The sequence below is a fragment of the Deinococcus malanensis genome (assembly GCF_014647655.1).
In the GTDB taxonomy this organism is placed as follows: domain Bacteria; phylum Deinococcota; class Deinococci; order Deinococcales; family Deinococcaceae; genus Deinococcus; species Deinococcus malanensis.
The window spans coordinates 108,338-129,149 of the sequence record NZ_BMPP01000004.1 but is presented as its reverse complement, the minus strand read 5'-3'; the positions used below and the strand labels follow the sequence as shown (position 1 = coordinate 129,149).

The window sequence follows — 20,812 nt, the reverse complement described above, 5'->3', positions numbered from 1 at the left end:
ATCTGTGGTTGAAACCCGACCGATTCTAACATCCGCCCCCCGCCCACATCCGGTAAGGTCAGCTGTGAATTCCTTAGGGCCTTGACATCACTGTCAGCGTCACGGGTGCCACACCTTCGCTCTGCATGCCAAGCACTCGCGCCGCGCTGGTAGACAGGTCGATCACCCGCGAGCGAATGCCGAACGGTCCGCGGTCATTGATCATAACCATCACGCTGCGGCCGGTCCGGGCGTGTGTGACCCGCACCCAGGTTCCGAACGGGAGCGTCAGGTGCGCCGCTGTCATCGGGGTGCGGTGATCGCGGCGCCCTCCGTAATACGCCGCCTGTCCACGCTGAAACACGGCCGAAGCAGCAGGCGGCGTGGCAGGGATCTCACGCGGCGAAGTCACCGTCGTTCCGGGCAGCCGGAGGACCTCACCCACCCGGATGGTCGCGTTGGCCAGACCGTTCAGAGCGAGGACGGACTGAACCGTCGTTCCGTGGGACTGCGCCACCGACCACAGGGTGTCACCGGCCTTGACCCGGTAGACCCGTTCGGCCTCTGCTACACCGAGCATCAGTGTGGCAAGCAGCAGCGCCTTTTTCAAAGCCGATCCTTCTCGGCCCGGCTCAGGACCTCATGGCCGTTTTCCGTGACCAGCAGCAGATCCTCGATGCGGACACCGCCCACCCCGGGCAGATAGGCCCCGGGTTCGATGGTCACGAGCATGCCGGGCTCCAGGACATCGGTGCTGACGCCCCGCAGGCTGGGACCCTCGTGGACTTCCAGCCCGATCCCGTGCCCCAGCGAGTGCGCGAAGGCCTCGCCCAGCCCGTGCCGGGTCAGGATGTCGCGCGCCAGGGTATCGAGGTCCGCGGCCCGCACGCCCGGCTTCACGGCGGCGACGGCGGCTTCCTCGGCCTCCAGGACGGCGCGGTAGACCCGCAGCATTTCGTCGCTGGGCTCTCCCACCGCCACCGTTCGCGTCATGTCGCTGTGGTACCCGCCCAGCCGAGCCCCCATGTCGATGGTCACGAGTTCTCCGTCCAGAATGACCCGGTCCGAAGCCACCCCGTGCGGCATCGCGCCGCGCGGTCCGCTGGCCACGATGATGTCGAAAGCAGTCTCCGCACCTGCCTGGCGCAGCCGCATTTCGATGTCCAGGGCGATGTCGCGCTCACGGGCACCAGCCCGGATGCTGGGCCGCACCTCGGCATACACCCGGTCGGCCAGCGCCTGCGCCGCCCGAACGGCCTCGATCTCCTGCTGGGTTTTCACCATGCGCAGCCCCCGGCCCAGCTCGCGCAGAGGAATCAGGTGGGCGTCCGGCCAGTGCTCGCGCAGATCCTCTAGGACAGCCACAGTCATATGCTCGGCTTCAAAGCCCACCCGCAGCCCACTGAGGCTCGGGGCAGCATGCTGGTAAGTCTCGGGCGGCCGCGCAATAAAAGCGGGGAGAGGTGAGTCCTCCTGGGCCTGCACGGTATAGCGGGCGTCCGTGTACAGCGTCACCGCATGTGCGGTTACCAGAACCTTGGCATCCTTGGGGCTGGTAAATCCACTCAGCGCCCGCACGTTGGCAGGATCACTGATCCACACAGCGTCCACTCCCGCCGGGCCCATGGCCTGGCGCAACTTATCGAGTTGGCTCATGCCCTGCACGGTAACACGCCGCCCCGGTGGTGCTTCCAGGGGCCGGCCGGTGCCGGTCTGTCCCCAGGAGAGGGACAACGGGGGGCATCATGAACGCGGGGCTTATACTCCGTGATTGGGACAAAAGTAGAGCTGGCCCGGGAACACTGGCCAATCACCCCACCATTGAGGAGGCAGGAACCGTGAAACTTCACGAGTATCAGGGCAAGGAAATTCTGCGCCAGTTCGGCGTCAACGTTCAGGACGGCAAGGTCGCCCGTACCCCCGACGAGGTGCGGCAGATCGCCCGCGAATACGGTCAGCCGGTGGTCGTCAAGGCCCAGGTGCACGTGGGTGGGCGCGGCAAGGCTGGCGGCGTGAAGTTCAGCCCCTCCGAGGACAAGGCCTTCGAAAACGGCGAGAAGATTCTCGGCATGGACATCAAGGGCCTGACGGTCAACAAGGTCCTGGTCACCAAGGCCGTGGACATCGACGCGGGCACCGAGTACTACGTCGGCATGATCGTCGACCGCAACGTGCAGAGCTACACCCTGATGGCTTCCGCCGAGGGCGGGATGGAAATTGAGGAAGTCGCCGCCGCGACCCCCGAGAAGATCATCAAGCACCGCGTGGACCCGGTGACTGGCCTGCGTCCCTACGAGGCGCGCGAAGTGGCCATCAAGGCCGGCTTCAAGGGCAACCTGAACAAGATCGCCGACATGATGGTCAAGATGAGCGAGGCCGCGCTGAAGCGCGACGCCGTGCTCGTCGAGATCAACCCGCTGTTCGTTGGTCCCGACGGTGTGCCGCTCGCGCTGGACACCAAGTTCGAGATCGACGACAACGCCATGTACCGTCACCAGGACCTGGCCGACTGGCGCGAGCTGGAAGCCGAGCACCCCCTGGAAATCGAGGCCAGCAAGTACGGCTTTGCCTACGTGAAGCTCGACGGCAATGTCGGCGTGCTGGGCAACGGCGCAGGCATCGTGATGACCTCGCTGGACGTGGTCAACCGTGCCGGCGCCAAGCCCGCCAACTTCCTGGACATCGGCGGCGGCGCCAAGGCCGAGGTCGTGTACAACGCGGTGAAGCTGGTCAGCAAGGACACCGACGTCAAAGCCATCTTCATCAACATCTTCGGCGGTATCACCCGCGCCGATGAGGTTGCCAAGGGCGTCATTCAGGCCCTGAAAGACGGCATCCTGACCAAGCCGGTGCGCATGCGGATCGCTGGTACGGCCGAGGACGAAGCCAAGGCGCTGCTGGCCGAGGTCAACAGCCCTCTGATTCAGATGTACCCCACCATGTTTGAAGCGGCCGATGAAGCTGCCAAGGAAGCAAACGCTGCGGAGGCCAAATAATGGGCATTCTCGTTGACAGGAACAGCAAGGTCATCGTCCAGGGCATGACCGGCCGCGAAGGCGCCAGCCACAGCCGCGCCATGAAGGAATTCGGCACTCAGGTTGTGGCGGGCGTGACCCCAGGCAAGGGCGGCACCGACTTCGAAGGCTGGCCCGTGTACAACTCGGTGGCTGAAGCCAAGGAGAAGCACGGCGCCAACGTCTCGATCATTTTCGTGCCGCCTGCAGGCGCCGCCGACGCCGTGCTGGAAGCGGCCCACGCCGGCATGCCCCTGATCGTGCTGATCACCGAAGGCGTGCCCACCGTGGACATGATGCGCGCTGTACAGGAAGTCAAACTCCTGGACGCCGAGAGCCGTGCGCAGGGTGGCGAAGGCATCCGTCTGATCGGCGGCAACTGCCCCGGCCTGGTGACCAACGGTGAAGCCAAGATCGGCATCATGCCCAACAAGATCTACGCCAACCCCGGCCGAATCGGCCTGATCAGCCGCTCCGGCACCCTGACCTACGAGGCTGCAAAGCTGCTGAACGACGCGGGCATGGGCACCAGCACCACCGTCGGCATTGGTGGCGACCCTGTGATCGGCACAACCTTCGCGGACGTCCTGCCGCTGTTCGAAGCTGATCCCGACACCGACGCTGTCGTGGTCATCGGTGAGATCGGTGGAGCCGACGAGGAAGCCGCCGCCGAATACATCGCCCAGAACATGAAAAAGCCCGTGGTGGCCTTTATCAGCGGCCGCAGTGCACCCAAAGGTAAGCGCATGGGTCACGCTGGCGCGATCATCATGGGCGACGTCGGTACCCCCGAAAGCAAGCTCGCGGCCTTCGCCGCAGCGAACGTACCGGTGGCCGACACCATGCCCGAGATCATCGACCTGGTCAAGCAGGCGCTGAACAAGTAAGCAGGGTTTTGAAGGAGGGCCGGGTCACTTGGACCCGGTCCCCTCTTTTGGCCCTCGCGGACTGTCATGTGGAGTCATATCGCCGTCAGTCAGACCCGTACACTGGAGACATGAAGACTCGTCACGTCCTTTCCCTGATGCTGGGCCTGCTGGCCACGCAGGCCTCGGCCCTGATCGTGTCCGGTACGGTGGACGGAACAGTCACTGCCGACACCCGGGTCAGCGGCTGGGTGGTCAGTCCATTCGGTCAGCCGGTCCAGGAAATCGTCGGTGTACCAGTGCAGGGCAACCGCTTCAGCATGGAAATCCCCATCGCTGCTCCTACGGCGCGGGCACAGGTGGCCCTCACGCCACAGAACGTGTCCTGGCCGGGTGTGATTGACCCGGTTGCTGTGAGTGGACAGGTCCAGTCCGCGGAGTTGCGATTCTTCACCTACCGCGACCTGAACAACAACGGTCGCCGCGATGACGCCGAGCCGCTCAGAGAGGTGGCTGCCCAGGCGGGACGATCCACCCTGTTTATCGTGTGGGTCAACGGGGACGTCACCGTCAAGGCCAACAAGGGGTACGTGGCCCAGGTCAAGCGGGGATGGAACGCATTCCTGGTCGATGTCGGAAGAGCAGTCAGTCTCAGGCCATTTGCCGCAGATATCGGCGTGACCGTCCGGTTGAACCGATAAGGACGATAGGTGAATGAAGGGCCGGGGCCCTTTTTTCTTCGCTAATGCAAGAAGCGAGTAATCATTTCACGAGTGGGTTATATCGTGAAACTATTCACTTAATAGAGGGGCTCAATTGCATGCCAGCCTGGTAACGCTTATTGGCCCGCGACCGTCCGGTGATAGGCGTTCAGGTACTGTGGCACGATCAGCTCTGGGGGAAACCTGTTGACTGCCGCTTGCCGGGCGGCCTGGGCCATGCGGGTATACACGTCACGGTCGCGCAGGATCTGTAGGGCCCGGTCCGCCATGTGGTCTACGTCCGCCACGGGGGAGAGGAAGCCGGTAACACCGTCCTCCACCACCTCGGGCACGCCACCTGCACGGGCAGCCACCACCGGGACCTCGCAACTCATGGCCTCCAGGGCCGCCAGCCCGAAACTCTCGTTGCTGCTGGGCAGCAGGAAGAGATCACTGATGCCCAGGATGGTCTGGACATCTGGAAACGAGCCGAGGAAGTGGGTCCGTCCGATGACGCCCAGTTGTTGGGCAAGTTCAAAGGCGCGGGGACGCTCCGGACCGTCCCCGATCATCAGCAGACGGGCTGGAATCTCACTGGCCACCCGTGCGAAGACCTGAACGACGTCCTCCGGGCGCTTTACGGCCCTGAAGTTGCTGACATGCACCAGCAGGGCCTCATCCGGATGCGCAAAGCGGGCGCGCACCGCAGGATCGGTGATGCGCACAAAGCGGGTACTGTCGACGAAGTTGTGAATAACCTCGATCTCACGATCGGTCCCGAAGACCTCGCGGGTCTGGTTTGCCAGGAACGACGACACCGCCGTGACATGGTCAGACCGCTCGATGGCGTAGCGCGTGGTGTGGCGGAAGGCCGGTTCGGCGCCCACCAGGGTCACGTCGGTGCCGTGCAGGGTGGTGATGACGCGTGTCTTCCCGCTGACGCTGCGGGCATGCAGCGCCGCACTCGCGTGCGGAATCGCGTAATGCGCGTGCGAGAGTTCCACGCCATGCTCGAGGATGACCTCGGTCAGGGTGTTGGCCGCCGCCAGCTCCGGATATGGCTGGTCGAACAGGGCGTAGGCGAAGCCCCCCACCTGATGGAAATAGGGACCGGTCATTCCACCGGCACCGGCCAGCCGGAAGGGTTGCGCTGAGCCCACAAAATGGACCTCATGCCCTGCGCGGGCGACCATCAGCCCGAGTTCGGTCGCGACCACCCCGGAGCCCCCGGCGCTCGCGTGACACAGCACTGCGATCTTCAGGCCGTCTTGTGGGGGAAATCCAGGCGTCATGGTTGCGAAGTATAGAACTCTGTAGCGGTCAGCCGCATGTCAAGCCCAGCCGTCCAGGGGGCGTCATACGCCCCCCAGGGCGTAAGGAAGCTCACGGAAGTGCGTCTGTGGTCCATCTAGGTTGAGGTCATGATTGCCGTGCTCACCGACTCCACCAGCGATTTGTCCCCGGAGGCGGCCCAGACCTACGGCATCGAAGTGATTCCCCTGACGGTTCAGATCGGTGGGCGCAGCTTTCTCGACTGGCAGGAGATCGACCCCGACGCCGTGTACGACCACCTGCGTTCGGGTGGTCAGGCCACCACAGAGCCGCCCAGCGCCGATTTTTTCGAGCAGCATTACCGGGGTCTGCTGGAGACGCATGAGGCCGTCTTCAGCGTACACATTTCCGGCGAACTCTCGGAGACCGTGCGTCACGCCCGTGAAGCCGTCAGCCGCCTGCCTGAGCCCACGCGCGTGCGGGTGGTGGACAGCCTCCTGACCACGGCGCCCCTGGCCGAGGTGGCCCTGGCGGCCCGCGCAGCCCTGGACGCGGGCCAGAGCATGGAGCAGGCCGAACAGCTGGTCCATGCCATCCGCACGGAGATGTCCACCGACTTCAGCGTGGCGTCTCTGGAATACCTGCGCCGCAGCGGACGGATCGGCCGGGCGCAGCAGGTGGTCGGCAACATGCTTAACCTGCGTCCGGTGCTGCACTTCGATCAGGGCAAGCTCAGCGTGGTCAAGCGCCTCAAGGCCCCACAGGTTCTTCCGGACATGCTGGCCAACGCAGTGCAGCGCTTCGGGAACAGGCCGGTCTCCGTAACCATCGTTCACGCCGGGCGCGATGTGGCCCGCATCTCTGAACTGCAGGGTGCGGTCAGCCGCAGTGGGCTAAACATCAAGCAGGGGCGTGCCCTGCTCCTGGGTCCGGTGATCGGGGCCCACGTCGGTCCGGGGACCTTCGGTGTGCTGGTGCGGCCCTACCACGGCTGAGTGAATCGAAAAAAGGGGGCGCCAGCTGGCGCCCCTTTCCCCTTGGCTGAAGCGTTCAGGCGCCCGCCACGGACCCGTCGCGGTCCAGCCGTTCCAGGTACGCCGTGCCACCCTCGACCTCTGCGGCGAAGCCCTCGGCCACGCCGAAGACCAGCGCCTCGGTCAGGGTTTCGCTCATCAGGTACTCCTGCCAGACCTCGGCCGCCTCACGGGTGTCGCCGGTCAGGTCCAGATGCAGCGTGATCCGGTCGGACACTTCGAACCCGGCCTTCTTGCGGCCGTCCTGGATGCCGCGCACCAGGTCGCGGGCAAGCCCTTCAAGCTCCAGCTCGCGGGTCAGCTGCGTATCGAAGGCCACCAGGTAGCCTGCTTCCTCCTGCGCCGCAAAGCCTTCGGGAGAACGGGCGTCCACCAGCACCTCGTCGGGCCCCAGTTCGAAGCGCTCGCCGGTCGGAGCGACGACCTCAAAGAACTTGCCGTCGCGCACGAAACGGGCGACCTCGGAAGCGTCGGCCTCCTGCAGCGCTGCCCGAACCTGCGGCACCGCCTTGCCGAACTTCTTGCCCAGCAGCGGCAGGTTCGGCCGTAGCTGGTAGCTCACCAGCTCGGCGTACTGGTCAAGCAGCTCGACCTCCTTGACGTTCAGTTCCTCCTTGATCTGCTCGGCAAAGCGCCCCAGGGCCGCCGTCTGTTCGGATGTGCGGGCGCGCAGCATCACTTTGGGCAGCGGCTGACGCTGGCGCATGCCCGTCTGCCCGCGTACCGCACGGCCCAGTGACACCACGCGCAGCACCGCGTCCATCTCGCCGACCAGTTCCGGCGCGCTGAGGGCCTCGTTCACCTGCGGCCAGGTGCCCAGATGCACGCTTTCGGGCGCGTCCGGAGTCACGCTGCGGACCAGATTCTGATACAGCGACTCGGCCAGGAACGGCGTGAACGGAGCGGTCAACTGCGTGACTGTCACCAGCGCGTAGTGGAGCGTGGCGTAGGCGCTGAGGTCCACCTGCCCGTCTCCACTCCAGAAGCGCCGACGATTGCGTCTCACGTACCAGTTGCTGAGGTCCTCGACCACAAAGTCCTGGAGCGCCCGGCTCGATCCCGTGGGGTCGTAGCTGTCCAGTGCGGCTGTGACGGTGCCCACCAGCGCCTGCACCTTGGCGACGAGCCAGCGGTCCACCTCGGGCCGCTCCTCGACCGGCGGGGCCGCGCGCAGGTCCGGCTGGTCCAGGTTGGCATACAGCACGAAGAAGGAGTACGTGTTCCACAGCGTCATGAAGTAGCTGCGGAAGGCCTCGCCGATGACATTCAGCCCCACCCGGCGCGACAGCTCCGGCGGTGCGGACACGTAGGTGTACCAGCGCGCGGCGTCCGCGCCGTAGGTGTTGAACACCTCCCAGGGGTCGAGGATGTTTCCCTTGGACTTGCTCATCTTCTGGCCCTTCTCGTCCAGGAAGTGCCCGGCGCAGATCACCGACTTGTAGGCCACCGAGTCGAACACCATGGTGCCGATCTGGTGCAGCGAGTTAAACCACCCGCGGGTCTGGTCGATGGCCTCACTGATGTAGTCCGCCGGGAAGCCGCCCTGCTCGAACAGTTCCCGGTTCTCGAAGGGATAGTGGTGCTGCGCGAACGGCATGGAGCCCGAGTCGTACCACACGTCCATCACGTACGGCACGCGGCGGAAGGTCTTACCATCCACCTCGAACGTGATGTCGTCCACGTAGGGCCGGTGCGGATCGAAGTCCTCGCCGGTCACCTCGGTCCGGCCGCTCAGCTCGGCCAGTTCGGCGTAACTGCCCACGACGCGGTACTCGCCGTCCTCGGCCTCCCAGACCGGCAGCGGCGTGCCCCAGTAGCGGCTGCGGCTGATGTTCCAGTCGATCAGGTTTTCCAGCCAGCCGCCGTAACGCCCGGTGCGGATGTGTGCCGGGTGCCAGTCGATGGTGCCGTTCAGCTCGATCAGGCGGCCTTTGAGGCGGGTGTTGTTCAGGTACCAGCTCTCGGTGGCGTAGTACATCAGCGGGGTGCCGCAGCGCCAGCAGTGCGGGTACGAGTGCAGGAAGTTCTTCTCCTTCCACATCAGCCCTCGCGCGCGCAGGTCACGCACGATCTCGGTGTTGGCGTCGCGGAAGAACACGCCCTTCCACGGCCCGAACCGGTGCTTGCCCTCGCTGTCCACCCCCACGATCACCGGGAACCCGTAGTTGCGCGCCAGCCGCATGTCGTCCTCACCGAAGGCCGGCGCGGTGTGCACCAGGCCGGTGCCGTCCTTGTCCGAGACATAGGTGTCCAGCCCCGACATCCACACCGCCTTGCCTTCGCCCTCGGTCTCGTAGGCCTCGGTAAACAGGGGCTCGTATGGCACCCGCTCCAGCTCGTTTCCACGGAAGCTCTTCACGACCTCGGCGTCCTCGCCCAGCACCTCGGCGCGCAGACTCGCGGCCAGGATCAGCACGCGGCCTTCCTTGTCCCGGGCAGCGACATACTCCAGGTCCGGGTGGACCGCCACGCCCACGTTGTACGGCAGCGTCCAGGGCGTGGTCGTCCACACCAGGAACGCTGTGTCAGCCGGCAGCCCCAGAGCCCCCGGGTCCTTCAGGACGAAGGGTACGTACACGCTGGGGTCCTGGATGTCCTTGTAGCCCTCGCTGACCTCCGCGTTGGACAGGGTCGTGCCGTCCTTGGGACAGTAGGGCGCCACACGGAAACCCTTGTACAGCAGTCCTTTCTGGTCCAGTTGCTGCACGCTCCACCAGATCGATTCGATGTAGTTGCGCTGCAGCGTCATGTAGGGCCGGTCCAGGTCCACCCAGTACGCCATGCGCTCGGTGAAGCGGCGCCACTCCTGCTCGTACTCGAAGACCGTCTCGCGGCACTGAGCGTTGAACTTGTCGATCCCGTACGCTTCAACTTCACGCTTGGTGTTCAGGCCGAGCTTTTTTTCCACCGCGATCTCGACCGGCAGCCCGTGCGTGTCCCAGCCCGCCTTGCGGCCCACGTAGTAGCCCTGCATGGTCTTGAAGCGCGGAAACAAGTCCTTGAGGCTACGCGCCTCGACGTGGTGAATGCCGGGCATGCCGTTGGCGGTGGGTGGACCCTCGTAGAAGGTGAAACGCGGGCCGTCGGCGGTCTGCTCCAGGCTGCGCTCGAAGATGCGGCGCTCCTGCCACCAGCGCAGCGTCTGCAATTCCAGTTCCGGAAAACTGGGATTGGTTGGGACGGTTCCGAACATCGGGGGTTTGGGGGTTACGGTCATAGGGACTCCTGAAGGACGTGGGAAAGGGTGAACAGGCGGGTCAGCTGTATAAAATTCGGGTCAGGGCCAGCTCGACAGGACGCCGGAACCGGTCGAGTTGTCTTTGCACCGTGGCCCTCCTTTCAAGCCAAAAAACAGCCGCGCCCTAGCAGATGCTGGGACGCGGCAGGTTAGTGCGCGTGGTACCACCCAACTTCGCCGGCACCTGGGCCGGCCTCGTTGCAAGGCCCTCTGTCGTGGGGCGTACGGGCGGGTCTACTGGGCCTGAGGCCGTTCTTCCGCCGGCGCGGGAGGTGATCTTCGGAATTCCGGTGCTGGGCGTCAGGCTTCCACCACCCCTGACTCGCTCGTGCCTGCTGTCCGGCCCTACTGTCCTCTCGGTCGTCTTGAATGTTTGACCCCTGCGCGGGGTTGCTGTTCATGGTAGGCCGGCAGGCGCAGGCGGTCAATGCGGCTGTACCCGGCATAGTCAACAGGGGCAGGCGCCTGTCCCGCTTCATGCGGGGTATGCTGATTCATGAACAGGGGGGCAGGGGAGAGCCGCAGTGTGCCCCGCGCCCCCGCTGACCGGGAGGACAAGACACATGGAATTTTTTATTGACACGGCGATCGTGGACGAGATCCGGGAAATCAACGCCTGGGGCGTGCTCTCAGGCGTCACGACCAACCCCAGTCTGATCGTGGCCTCGGGCCGCGACTTCCGCGAAGTGGTGCAGGAAATCTCTGAACTGGTCGGCGGCGCCATCAGCGCCGAGGTCACCGCCCTGGACGCCGAAGGCATGATCCGCGAAGGCAAAGAAGTGGCCGCGTGGAGTGAACACGTCGTCGTGAAACTCCCCCTCACCCCGGCCGGGTTGCAGGCCTGTAAGGCGCTGACGGACGCCGGGATCAAAACCAACGTGACCTTGTGCTTCAGTGTGCCGCAGGCGCTGCTGGCGGCACGGGCGGGGGCGACGTACATCAGTCCGTTTGCGGGGCGGGTGGACGACATCGGGTGGGACGGCGTGGAATTGATCCGGCAGATCAAGGAAGCGTATGTGCTTGCAGGACTGGAGACCAAGGTGCTGGCGGCGAGCATCCGGCATCCGACGCATGTGGTGCAGTCGGCACTGGCGGGAGCGGATGTGGCGACCATTCCGTATAAGGTCTTTACCCAGATGATCAAGCATCCCCTCACCCAGGCCGGCCTCGACGGCTTCATGAAGGACTGGGCCAAACGTGCGGGGGCTGACGCGCATACACCTCCCAGTGAAGCGGGCAGCAATCCACAGACCGGCGGCGTGGACGCCCAGGGAGGCCAGAAGAAGTGACCGAGCCCATGTCCGCCCTGCCGTATCACGAACTTCAACAGAAAATTCTGCCAGAACTACACCTGATTGCCGCCGGTTACGGCATCGAGAACTACCGCAAGCTGAAAAAAGACGCCCTGGCGCTGGCCATCATGGAACATCAGGCGGATGCTGAAGGGCAGATCCTGGCACGCGGGTACCTGGAAATCAGTCCCGACGGCTACGGTTTTCTGCAGGCCGACCTGCTCGATCCCCAGAGCCGCAGTGTGCTGGTCACGGCTGGAATCATCAAGCAGTTTCACCTGCGCACAGGTGACCAGGTCATCGGCCGCGCCCGCCGCCCACGCGAGAACGAACGCTACGGCTCGCTGGTGCGCGTCGAAGCGGTCAACGGCCTTGACCCCGAAGCTGCCCGCCGCCGTCCGCGCTTCGACGACCTGACCCCCACCTTTCCCGACGCCCAGCTCGTGCTGGAAGATCCCGGCACCGACGACACGCTCAGCCTGCGTGTTGTGGACCTGCTGGTGCCGATCGGACGGGGCCAGCGCGCCCTGATCGTCGCCCCGCCCAAGGCCGGAAAAACCACGCTGCTCAAGAAGATTGCCAACTCGATTGTCAAGAACTACCCCGACGTCACCGTGATGGTGTTACTGGTCGACGAGCGTCCCGAAGAAGTGACCGACTTCCGTGAAAGCGTCCAGGGTGCCCAGGTCATCGCCTCGACCTTCGACGAGCCCCCGCAGCACCATGTCCGTGTGGCCGAGTTCGTGCACGAGCGCGCCCGGCGCATCGTGGAGGACGGCGGGCACGTGGTGATTCTGCTTGACTCGATCACCCGTCTGGCCCGTGCCAACAACCTGGTGACGCCTCCAACCGGCCGGACCCTGTCGGGCGGTCTGGACAGCAACGCGTTGCACTGGCCCAAGCGTTTCCTGGGGGCGGCACGCAACATCCGTGAGGGCGGCAGCCTGACCATCCTGGCCACGGCCCTCGTGGAAACCGGCAGCCGCATGGACGACGTGATTTTCGAGGAGTTCAAGGGCACCGGCAACGCCGAACTGGTCCTGTCGCGCCGTCTGGAAGAACGCCGGATCTTCCCGGCGCTGGACATCCTCAAGAGCGGCACCCGTCGCGAGGAGTTGCTGCTGCAGCCCGAGGTCCTCAAGAAGATGTGGCTGCTGCGTAAGGTGATCAGCGACATGGACCCGGCGGACGCCATGGAAATGCTGCTGTCGCGCATGGGCAAGACCCGCAACAACGTCGAGTTTCTGCAGGCCCTGGCCGGCGGTTAAGGAGTTCCACACACCGAATGAAGTTTGCTTTTTTTGCCGGCATGGCCGCACGCCACGTCCTGACGTTCAGCCTGTTTGCCTTCGGTGGTGCCCAGAGCCAGGGAGTCGCCGAGCTTCCCGCACCCCTGTCGGGCCTGTTTCCTGCTGCAGACGCTCTGCTGCAGCCTGCACCCGACGTCACCCTGCAACCTACCCAGGGAGGCACGTCGGTCCTGGTGGTCACCAGTGGTCGGGTGCCCCTCAGGACGGTCGCAGCCCGCTACGGCGTCTCCCAGGGTGCGGCGGCTTTCCTGCCGCGCGACACCGGTCCCGGACGCCTGGTCCGCGTGCTTCTGCCTGAGCCGGCGGTGGAACGTGCGCCGGTCCGGCCTCCATCGATTCAGACCTACCGTGTCACGGCCGGTGATTCGCTGGCCTCAATCGCGGGCCGCTTCGGACTCGGTGTGGTGGACCTCCTGGGCGTGAACCTCAACCTGACCAGCCTGAGTCAGGTGCGGGCTGGGGACACCCTGAACATTCCGACTGGTCCCCGCGGCCTGCTGGTGCGAATCAAGCCCGGTCAGAACGCCTGGTCGCTGATCGCCGGCTACGGCGCGGACCTGCTGAGAACGGTGGAAGCCAACGGCGTGCTGCCCGGGGCACTGCGCGTCGGCGACGAACTGCTGCTGCCCGACGTCCGCGCAGATGGATTCCAGAAGACCCTGCTGGCACGTCAGGCCGCCGAGCGCAAAGCCGAGGCGGTCCGGCGCAAACAGGCACAGTACCAGCGTTTTCTGGCCTGGAAGGCCGAACGCAGGCGTCAACAGCTCCTGGAGAAATACGAACGCCAGGAGCGCTACGAGGCCTACCTGGCCTGGAAGAACAGCCCGGAGCGCCAGCGGCGCAAAGAGGCTTACGAACGGCAGGTGCAGTATGAGGTGGCCCTGGCCCAGGCCAGACAGAAGGCGGAGCAGCAACCCACAGCGCAGGCCAGCCCGACTCAGCCCAATGTGCGGACTGCCAGCAGCGCGGGCGGACATACACTGGCCTGGCCCATGAAGTCCTACCGCCTGACCAGCCGCTACGCTGAACGGGATATTCCCTTCCACGAGCAGGTTTTTCACGGCGGCATCGATCTGGCCGCGCCAGTTGGCACGCCCATCTACTCGGCGTCCGACGGCACGGTCACGCAGAGTGGATACGGTGCCTACGGCCTGAATGTCTATACAGTCAGCGGCGACAGCACCCTGATCTACGGCCACATGAGCCGGACGGCAGTGGCTGAGGGTCAGCAGGTGCGGCAGGGCGAACTGCTGGGGTACATCGGCTGCACTGGTGTGTGCACCGGTCCCCACCTGCACTTCGAGATCCGTCTCGGCGGCCAGACCGTCGACCCCCTGGCTCTGCTGCCATGAAATCCCGGGCCGAAACGCACCTGCTGGTGGTGGACGACGAGGCCCAGATTCTCGAACTTCTGGAACTGACCCTGTCCATGCAGGGCTTCCGGGTGAGCTGTGCCGCGAGTGGGCCCGAGGCCGTGGAGCGCTGCTGTCAGGAGACCTATGACGTCATCGTGATGGACGTGCTGATGTCTCCATGGGACGGGTTCGAATCGGTGCGGGCCCTGCACCGGGAACTGGGAGCAGCGACACCGCCGGTGATCTTCCTGTCGGGACTGACACGGCAGGAACCTCTGCCGGAGCTGGGTGCCCATGTCCGTGCCCAGTACCTGGTCAAACCCTTCAGGCCCTCACAGCTCGTCGAGCGTATCGTGGCGGTCCTGGCGTCCAGTGATGAAGGCCATTCCTGAACTGACCCCTTTGGTTGATCGTTTCTGGCCCTGGTCAAGGGGTCAGTTCGGGGCTATGGTGCGTGCATGACTGAGCACCAGAGTGGTACCCCCCAACTGAAGCAGGGCTTCGCCGAGATGTTCAAAGGCGGCGTGATCATGGACGTCGTCACAGCAGACCAGGCCCGCATCGCGGAAGCGGCCGGCGCGACGGCTGTGATGGCCCTGGAGCGCGTGCCGGCCGACATCCGGCAAGACGGCGGCGTGGCGCGCATGAGCGACCCCAAGATGATCAAGGAGATCATTGGCGCCGTGACCATACCGGTGATGGCCAAGGTGCGCATCGGGCACGTGATCGAAGCCCAGATCCTGCAGGCCCTGGGTGTGGACTTCATCGACGAGTCCGAAGTGCTCACCCCCGCCGACGAGCAGTTTCACATCCTGAAAAGCGAATTCAAGGTGCCGTTCGTCTGCGGCGCCAAGAACCTCGGTGAAGCGCTGCGCCGCGTGGGCGAAGGCGCGAGCATGATCCGCACCAAAGGCGAGGCCGGCACCGGCAACGTCGTTGAGGCAGTCCGCCATGCCCGCACCGTTCTGGGCGAGATCCGCGCCATCCAGGCCAAGCCCGCCGAGGAACTGATGACCACCGCCCGCGACCTGCAGGCGCCCTATGAGCTGGTCAAGTACGTCCACCAGCATGGCCGCCTTCCGGTCGTGAACTTCGCCGCAGGAGGCGTGGCCACCCCGGCGGACGCCGCGCTCATGATGTACCTGGGTCTCGACGGCGTGTTCGTCGGTAGCGGCATCTTCAAGAGCGACAACCCCGAGCGCCGCGCCCACGCCATCGTGAAGGCCGTGACGCATCACAACAACCCGGACGTGCTGGCCGAGATCAGTGAGGACCTTGGTGCCCCCATGACCGGCATCAACATCGATGACCTGATCCCCGCCGAGCGCCTCGCCAGCCGTGGCTGGTAAACCCCTTAAAATAGGCGTCCTGGCCGTCCAGGGCGCCTTTCGCGAGCACCGGCAGCGCCTAGAAGGTCTGGGTGCCCAGGTCCGAGAGGTCCGGCTACCGGCGGATCTTGAAGGCCTTGACGCTCTGGTCATGCCGGGCGGTGAAAGCACCAGCATGGCGCGGCTGCTCGGCGACTTCGGACTGTGGGGCCCCTTGCGTGAATTTCATGCCGGGGGCAGAGCCCTCTGGGGCACCTGTGCCGGGGCCATTCTGCTGGCGCGGGAGGTCGAGGGCGCGCCACCCCAGTTCGGTGGCCATCAGGACAGTCTGGGCCTGCTGGATGTCAACGTGCGCCGCAACGCTTTCGGGCGCCAGGTGGACTCGTTTTGCGTTCCTCTGGCTGTGGACGGGCTGGAGGCCCCGTTCGAGGCCCTGTTTATCCGGGCGCCGGTGCTGACCGACCTGGGCCCTGACGTGCAGCCCCTGGCTGAGCATGCCGGACAGGTGGTGATGGTCCGTCAGGGTCGCGTGTTGGCAAGTGCCTTTCACCCGGAATTGACCCTCGATGCGCGAATTCATGCCCTGTTCCTGGACCTGGTCCGAGAAACCCTTCAGCAGCCTGCGTCAACGACCTGAGAGCCGCAGGATCTAAAGGTTTGCCCCGCCTGACGCCAGGCGGGGCGTCCCGTTATGCTGGGCGGCGTGCAGATTCAGACCTTCCAGGCCGCTCAGGCCACACTGCACATTCAGAAGACCGGTGTCGGACCGCCGGTGGTCCTGATTCACGGATTGAGCGGCTCCAGCCGCTGGTGGCGGCACAACGTCCCTGCACTGTCACAGGAACATCAGGTGTTTGTGCTGGATCTCGCCGGTTATGGCCGGGCGTGGCGCCAGCGGGCCCTGAGCGTGCAGGCCGCCTCCCGGCTGATTGCCGACTGGCTGGTCGCCGAGGACCTGGTAGAGGTGACGCTGGTCGGCCACTCCATGGGCGGGCATATCGCCCTGCGGGTGGCAGCCCTGCTGCCGGAACGGGTGGACCGCCTGGTGCTGGCCTGTGCCAGTGGTCTGCTGAAAACGTCACCCACGCGGGCGGCCCTGAGACTGCCTCACGCCATGCTGGTGGGCCGGCCCTCATTCGTGCCGCGCATCATGGCTGACGCTCTGCGCGCCGGCCCGATGAACCTCTGGCACGGGGCCAGCGACCTTCTGCGCGACAGTGTTCAAGATCTGCTCCCCCAGGTCAGTGCGCGCACGCTGGTGATCTGGGGCACCCGCGACGTGCTGGTGCCGGTTGCCCTCGGGCGGACGCTGGCTGCGGCGATACCTGGCGCCAAATACCACGAGATTCCGCGTGCCGGGCATGTGGTGATGGTTGACGCTCCGGCAGCGTTTAATCGCCTGGTGCTTTCGTTTATGAAAGAAAGTGAAGCGGTTTGAGGTGTCCGGCTGCTGTCCCGGGGCATGCACAGTTCACCTGGGTCAGGGGGCTGTGGACTCACGCCTGGGTTCGTGGGAGTGGGCCGCCTGTGGTAATCGTTCCTGGTCTGGGATGCGCTTCCTGGATGTATATCCGCGTTTCCCGCGAGCTCTCGCGGGGCCGGACGGTCTATGTCTATGATCCACCGGGCCACGGCCACAGCCAGGGGCGCCCGGATTTTCCTCGCGTCATCGAGGACCTGACCGACCATCTGGCCGCGTGGCTCGATATCCGTCAGCTGCAGGGCACGCCGCTGTTCGGACATTCGCTTGGGGCAGAGGTGATCTTCGACCTGGCTGCGAGGTACCCGCACCTCGCGTCGGCGCTGGTAGCGTGTGCACCCACCGGGATTCCTGAGAATCCCAGTGTGACCGTACAGCTGCTGCGCCTGATGCGCGACCTGCCCCGTGAACGCGCTGGGCTGATGCTGCCAGGAATCCGTGCCTACATGCGCAGCGGCGTCAATCTGATGTACCGGCTCTCGCAAAACCAGGGCAGACATGATACCGGCCCGCTGTTGCCGCATATCCGCGTGCCGACGCTGCTTCTGAATGGTCTGAGTGACCGTGTAATCCAGACCTGGACCGTGAACGCTATCTGTGACGCTATCCCTGATGCGGTGGTGCGTGAGATTAGAGGTGGAACCCACGCCCTGACAGACAGCCATCCTCGCGCGGTTTCGCGATTTACCCTTGATTTTCTCAAAGAAGTCGAGAAGTGAGAGAAGAAACCGGAAATTCACAATCACGTTATATCGTGAATACTTTCACTTGATAGTATCCTAGGAACGATGCACCTGCCCGGCCCTCAAAGAGCCGACATTCTCTGTTCTTCTGCCATAAATGCAATCCGGTGTGAATCCAGCGACTCGTGCAGTGGGGTCGGCACTCCCTGTTCACCCCTCAAAAAGGCCAGCCACGCGGCGACCAGCGCCGTATCTCCACCACCGTGAATCCCGGCCACAGGTACGTTCCAGATCCGCGGCTCACGAGTGCGGAAGTCGTGCAGTTCCAGCTCGCCGCGTTCCATGTGCCCCCGGAGCTCGCCATGGCTCCCAAGCAGTTTGAGGGTCCGGGTATTGTTGTGAGTGAACGCACTGACCGTCAGCTGGGCCACCACACCGTTGGCGAAGGTGACCGTCACAGCCTGGTGGTCGGCAACATTGTTGAGACCCAGATAAACGCATTGCCCATATGGCCCTGATTCCAGCGCTTCTTCAAGAGAGATCCCGCCGGCCGTCAGCACCGTCACTGGCCACCGGTCTGCCGAACGAGTCGTATAGATGCCCCGGGCATCGTACGGACAGGCATGAACCGGGCAGGTGACGCACCGGTCGGAGGCACCCGCAGGCGCGTTGGCCGGCGTGAAATGGTGCAGCCCTCCTACACTCCGGACCGTCCGTGGCGGCGCTCCAGCAAACCAGCGCAGCAGATCCAGGTCATGGCCGCTCTTGGCCAGCACAAAGGGTGCCGCTGGCGGCGAGGCGCGCCAGTTGCCGCGCACGTACGAATGAGCATAGTGCCAGTACGCCACATTCTCGGCATGCTGGATACCCACCAGTTGGCCCAGAGCACCCGAGTCCAGCACGGCGCGGATCTCCTGGAAAAACGGGGTGGCCCGCAGCACATGACACACCGTGACCCGCCCCGTCGAGACCGCTTCGGCGGCCAGCAGCAGCGGAAGCTCATGTGGACTGAGACAGACCGGTTTCTCCAGCAGCACGTCGTAGCCAAGTGAAAGCGCCTTCAGGCACGGCTCCACATGGGCGTCGTCGGGAGTGGCGATGACCACCGCGTCAGCGACGCGGCCCAGCGCGAAAAAAGAGTTCCAGGTCGCGAAGCACGCCTCAGGGGCCACCCCGTACCGCCCCGCCACCTCCCACAGCCGCCCTGGCCGGGGCTCCACCAGATGTGTGATCTGTACGCCCTGGTGCCCCAGGTGGCTGGCGTACACGTCAGCGCCGCGGTTGCCGCAGCCAATGATGGCGACCCGGACCGTCATGTCTGCCGGGCGACTCCCCAGCCAGCATCTTCCGGCCGTGCCAGGCATCCAGCCGTCCAGTTCAGTCCGGCGTATGGATCGTCGGCCAGCAGAAGCGCACCGTCCAGGTCAGCCCATTCGCACAGGCCAGCCAGGTGGGCAGCTGCGGCGATCCCCAGGCTGCTTTCGATCATGCAGCCCATCATGACCTGCAATCCATGGGCCCGGGCCAGCCGCAGAGCACGCAGCGTCTGAAGCGGCCCTCCCAGCTTGGCCAGCTTCAGATTGACCCCGTCGAAGGCCTGGGCCAGCGCCACGACGTCGCTCACGTGGTGCAGGCTCTCGTCGGCCACGATCGGCACAGGGGAGACCGCGCGCAGCATGGCGTGACCCTCCAGGTCTCCTGCTGCCAGCGGCTGCTCCACGAATTCCACCCTCGCGGCCTCCAGCAGCCCCAGCATCCGTTTGGCCCGGGCCCGGGTCCAGGCCGCGTTGGCATCCACCCGCAACGCCACCTCGGGGGCCTCCTCGCGCAGCGCTTCAAGGATGTCCTCGTCCTGTCCGGTGCCGAGCTTGACCTTCAGCACCCCGTGCCCGCGCCCAACCGCCTCACGGGCCTGGCGCCGCATATCAGGGAGAGGAGCAAGGCTGACGGTGTAACTGCTTTCCGGCAGCGGCGCTGGCGACAGGCCAAGCAGCCGCCAGACCGGCACCCCCGCCGCCTGCGCACACCACTCGACGGCTGCCATCTCCAGGGCGCATTTCACACTCGGATGGTCGTGTGGCATGCGTGTCCCCATGGCCGCGTGCAGCCCGTCCCAGTCCCAGGGATCGGTCAGCGCCTCTGCCAGCAGCGGCAGCACGGCCTCCACCGTGCCGCGGGTCTCGCCATAAAACGCATTGGGAGCCGCCTCTCCCTGGCCGCTCAGGCCTCCCTGGCTCAGCGTGACAAAGGTGCGCGGGTACACGCTGTGGGTCCACCGCGCAATCCCGAACGGCTGAGCGGTGTGCAGTTCCAGCGTTTCCCAGGTCACCATCGGCGCCCCGGCGCTCATCCCGGCCACCGGCCGAATCCGGTGCAGCTGGCCTGAAGCCTGGCCCCGTAGTCGCCTTCGCCCAGGGTTTCGATGGTCACGGACATGTGGGTGGCATTGGCATGAATCATGCGCCGGGCGTCAATCATCAGGCCCACATGCCCTGGAAAGAACGCCAGATCCCCCGGCAAGGGAGTCTCGACCGGGGTCAGAACCTGCTGCTGCTGATCGGCGTCCCTGGGCAGATCATGGCCGCACGCCGCATACACCGTCTGGGTCAGCCCGCTGCAGTCCAGACCCCAGGCGCTTCGCCCGCCCCAAAGATAGGGCGCCTCCAGGAAGCGCAGGGCAAATGCGACCGGGTCGGCCTCTTTGGGTGGCGCGAGGACCACCTCCTGGACCCAGGCACCGCGGCCATCCGGCAGTTCAACGGGCTGCCAGCGGCGGCGTCCTTCCTCCACCACTTCTCCACCGGTGCGGAACACCCGCGCCCCATAAGCCAGTTCGGCCAGCACCGGCTGGCTGACCTTGGGCCCGGCGAACGCGTGGCCCCGCAGCGCCGTGACCCGCAGGCTTTCGCCCTGGGGTGGCTGGTGCACCAGCTCAGTCATCCGGGCCCATCCCAGGTACCGGTCGTGCAGGGTGCGGACATGGGCCCAGCCCTCGGCGTTTTCCCACAGCAGTTGCAGCGGCTCCCCCGCCAGGGCCTCCGTCACCTGGGAACCCCGGACGTCAGGCCCGGAGCGCAGGCTGAGGCGCTGCGCCGCCCACATGGGCCGGGGTGCCACATACCGCCACTGGCCTTCCGGCAACTGACCGCGCAGCGCCTCCTCGGCCACATGGACGTCCGGATCGAAGGCGTGGTTGCGGCGGTCGGGCAGCGTGATGGTCATGCTCTCCAGCCTAGAGCAGTTTGGCCAGCGAGGCCCCG

General features: G+C 65.3%; 19 protein-coding genes. 12 read left to right on the top strand and 7 right to left on the bottom strand.

What is annotated here, in order from left to right; all coding sequences use genetic code 11:
* Positions 1-73 precede the first annotated feature (73 nt).
* Both IEY49_RS21820 and IEY49_RS06020 read right to left on the bottom strand, forming a co-directional pair.
* Complete coding sequence (locus IEY49_RS21820) at positions 74-589, bottom strand: septal ring lytic transglycosylase RlpA family protein (RefSeq protein WP_189005520.1); 516 nt, start codon at positions 587-589, stop codon at positions 74-76.
* Positions 586-1,635, bottom strand: coding sequence for a M24 family metallopeptidase (locus IEY49_RS06020; protein WP_189005518.1), 1,050 nt, complete (start codon positions 1,633-1,635; stop codon positions 586-588). Before IEY49_RS06020 ends, IEY49_RS21820 begins: the two co-directional genes overlap by 4 nt.
* Before the next feature lie 182 nt (positions 1,636-1,817).
* Here IEY49_RS06020 and sucC point away from each other — a divergent pair, with 182 nt between their 5' ends.
* From sucC to IEY49_RS06005, 3 genes are all read left to right on the top strand, one after another.
* Positions 1,818-2,975 carry an ADP-forming succinate--CoA ligase subunit beta gene (sucC, locus tag IEY49_RS06015; protein ID WP_189005516.1) on the top strand — a complete coding sequence of 386 codons (1,158 nt, stop codon included), beginning with the start codon at positions 1,818-1,820 and terminating at the stop codon, positions 2,973-2,975.
* Positions 2,975-3,880, top strand: coding sequence for a succinate--CoA ligase subunit alpha (sucD, locus tag IEY49_RS06010; RefSeq protein WP_189005514.1), 906 nt, complete (start codon positions 2,975-2,977; stop codon positions 3,878-3,880). Before sucC ends, sucD begins: the two co-directional genes overlap by 1 nt.
* A gap of 110 nt (positions 3,881-3,990) precedes the next feature.
* On the top strand, positions 3,991-4,560 hold the full coding sequence (locus IEY49_RS06005) for a hypothetical protein (protein ID WP_189005513.1): 570 nt from the start codon (positions 3,991-3,993) through the stop codon (positions 4,558-4,560).
* A 137-nt stretch (positions 4,561-4,697) separates the two neighbouring features.
* Here the strand turns inward: IEY49_RS06005 and bshA are convergent, their stop codons facing one another.
* Positions 4,698-5,852, bottom strand: a complete 1,155-nt coding sequence (gene bshA / locus IEY49_RS06000; RefSeq protein WP_189005511.1) for an N-acetyl-alpha-D-glucosaminyl L-malate synthase BshA — start codon at positions 5,850-5,852, stop codon at positions 4,698-4,700.
* 129 nt (positions 5,853-5,981) lie between these two features.
* Between bshA and IEY49_RS05995 the strand changes: the two genes are divergently transcribed.
* Entirely contained in the window at positions 5,982-6,827 is an 846-nt protein-coding gene (locus tag IEY49_RS05995; RefSeq protein ID WP_189005510.1) for a DegV family protein, read from the top strand.
* A 55-nt stretch (positions 6,828-6,882) separates the two neighbouring features.
* On the opposite strand, the gene ileS is transcribed toward IEY49_RS05995, so the two are convergent.
* Positions 6,883-10,083: an isoleucine--tRNA ligase gene (ileS, locus tag IEY49_RS05990; RefSeq protein ID WP_189005509.1), complete on the bottom strand. Its 3,201-nt coding sequence runs from the start codon at positions 10,081-10,083 to the stop codon at positions 6,883-6,885.
* A 584-nt stretch (positions 10,084-10,667) separates the two neighbouring features.
* Between ileS and fsa the strand changes: the two genes are divergently transcribed.
* The 8 genes from fsa (at position 10,668) to IEY49_RS05950 (ending at position 17,588) form a co-directional block, all read left to right on the top strand.
* A complete protein-coding gene (fsa, locus tag IEY49_RS05985; protein ID WP_189005508.1) occupies positions 10,668-11,393 on the top strand; it encodes a fructose-6-phosphate aldolase in 726 nt (241 codons plus the stop codon).
* Positions 11,390-12,664, top strand: coding sequence for a transcription termination factor Rho (rho, locus tag IEY49_RS05980; RefSeq protein ID WP_229780663.1), 1,275 nt, complete (start codon positions 11,390-11,392; stop codon positions 12,662-12,664). The genes fsa and rho overlap by 4 nt, the downstream gene beginning before the upstream one ends.
* 17 nt (positions 12,665-12,681) lie before the next feature.
* Positions 12,682-14,058, top strand: a complete 1,377-nt coding sequence (locus IEY49_RS05975; protein WP_189005507.1) for a peptidoglycan DD-metalloendopeptidase family protein — start codon at positions 12,682-12,684, stop codon at positions 14,056-14,058.
* Complete coding sequence (locus tag IEY49_RS05970; protein WP_189005506.1) at positions 14,055-14,453, top strand: response regulator; 399 nt, start codon at positions 14,055-14,057, stop codon at positions 14,451-14,453. Before IEY49_RS05975 ends, IEY49_RS05970 begins: the two co-directional genes overlap by 4 nt.
* A 66-nt stretch (positions 14,454-14,519) precedes the next feature.
* Positions 14,520-15,410, top strand: coding sequence for a pyridoxal 5'-phosphate synthase lyase subunit PdxS (pdxS, locus tag IEY49_RS05965; RefSeq protein WP_189005505.1), 891 nt, complete (start codon positions 14,520-14,522; stop codon positions 15,408-15,410).
* Positions 15,400-16,026 (top strand): pyridoxal 5'-phosphate synthase glutaminase subunit PdxT, encoded by a 627-nt coding sequence (gene pdxT / locus IEY49_RS05960; protein WP_189005503.1) that lies wholly within the window; start codon positions 15,400-15,402, stop codon positions 16,024-16,026. The genes pdxS and pdxT overlap by 11 nt, the downstream gene beginning before the upstream one ends.
* Before the next feature lie 54 nt (positions 16,027-16,080).
* On the top strand, positions 16,081-16,827 hold the full coding sequence (locus IEY49_RS05955) for an alpha/beta fold hydrolase (RefSeq protein WP_189005501.1): 747 nt from the start codon (positions 16,081-16,083) through the stop codon (positions 16,825-16,827).
* Between the two features lie 89 nt (positions 16,828-16,916).
* A complete protein-coding gene (locus tag IEY49_RS05950; RefSeq protein ID WP_373291854.1) occupies positions 16,917-17,588 on the top strand; it encodes an alpha/beta fold hydrolase in 672 nt (223 codons plus the stop codon).
* A gap of 86 nt (positions 17,589-17,674) precedes the next feature.
* Here the strand turns inward: IEY49_RS05950 and IEY49_RS05945 are convergent, their stop codons facing one another.
* The 3 genes from IEY49_RS05945 to IEY49_RS05935 are packed head-to-tail and all read right to left on the bottom strand — an operon-like array spanning position 17,675 to position 20,774.
* Positions 17,675-18,868, bottom strand: coding sequence for a Gfo/Idh/MocA family protein (locus tag IEY49_RS05945; protein ID WP_189005492.1), 1,194 nt, complete (start codon positions 18,866-18,868; stop codon positions 17,675-17,677).
* Positions 18,865-19,902 (bottom strand): dipeptide epimerase, encoded by a 1,038-nt coding sequence (locus IEY49_RS05940; protein ID WP_189005490.1) that lies wholly within the window; start codon positions 19,900-19,902, stop codon positions 18,865-18,867. Before IEY49_RS05940 ends, IEY49_RS05945 begins: the two co-directional genes overlap by 4 nt.
* Positions 19,899-20,774, bottom strand: a complete 876-nt coding sequence (locus tag IEY49_RS05935) for a C40 family peptidase (protein WP_189005488.1) — start codon at positions 20,772-20,774, stop codon at positions 19,899-19,901. Before IEY49_RS05935 ends, IEY49_RS05940 begins: the two co-directional genes overlap by 4 nt.
* Between the last annotated feature and the right edge of the window lie 38 nt (positions 20,775-20,812).

Bases quoted from the DNA above. Each gene is read 5' to 3' on its own strand.
- IEY49_RS06020 (WP_189005518.1), bottom strand. From the start codon at position 1,635: ATGAGCCAACTCGATAAGTTGCGCCAGGCCATGGGCCCGGCGGGAGTG.
- sucD (WP_189005514.1), top strand. From the start codon at position 2,975: ATGGGCATTCTCGTTGACAGGAACAGCAAGGTCATCGTCCAGGGCATG.
- IEY49_RS06005 (WP_189005513.1), top strand. From the start codon at position 3,991: ATGAAGACTCGTCACGTCCTTTCCCTGATGCTGGGCCTGCTGGCCACG.
- bshA (WP_189005511.1), bottom strand. From the start codon at position 5,852: ATGACGCCTGGATTTCCCCCACAAGACGGCCTGAAGATCGCAGTGCTG.
- IEY49_RS05995 (WP_189005510.1), top strand. From the start codon at position 5,982: ATGATTGCCGTGCTCACCGACTCCACCAGCGATTTGTCCCCGGAGGCG.
- ileS (WP_189005509.1), bottom strand. From the start codon at position 10,083: ATGACCGTAACCCCCAAACCCCCGATGTTCGGAACCGTCCCAACCAAT.
- fsa (WP_189005508.1), top strand. From the start codon at position 10,668: ATGGAATTTTTTATTGACACGGCGATCGTGGACGAGATCCGGGAAATC.
- IEY49_RS05975 (WP_189005507.1), top strand. From the start codon at position 12,682: ATGAAGTTTGCTTTTTTTGCCGGCATGGCCGCACGCCACGTCCTGACG.
- IEY49_RS05970 (WP_189005506.1), top strand. From the start codon at position 14,055: ATGAAATCCCGGGCCGAAACGCACCTGCTGGTGGTGGACGACGAGGCC.
- pdxS (WP_189005505.1), top strand. From the start codon at position 14,520: ATGACTGAGCACCAGAGTGGTACCCCCCAACTGAAGCAGGGCTTCGCC.
- IEY49_RS05955 (WP_189005501.1), top strand. From the start codon at position 16,081: ATGCTGGGCGGCGTGCAGATTCAGACCTTCCAGGCCGCTCAGGCCACA.
- IEY49_RS05945 (WP_189005492.1), bottom strand. From the start codon at position 18,868: ATGACGGTCCGGGTCGCCATCATTGGCTGCGGCAACCGCGGCGCTGAC.
- IEY49_RS05940 (WP_189005490.1), bottom strand. From the start codon at position 19,902: ATGAGCGCCGGGGCGCCGATGGTGACCTGGGAAACGCTGGAACTGCAC.
- IEY49_RS05935 (WP_189005488.1), bottom strand. From the start codon at position 20,774: ATGACCATCACGCTGCCCGACCGCCGCAACCACGCCTTCGATCCGGAC.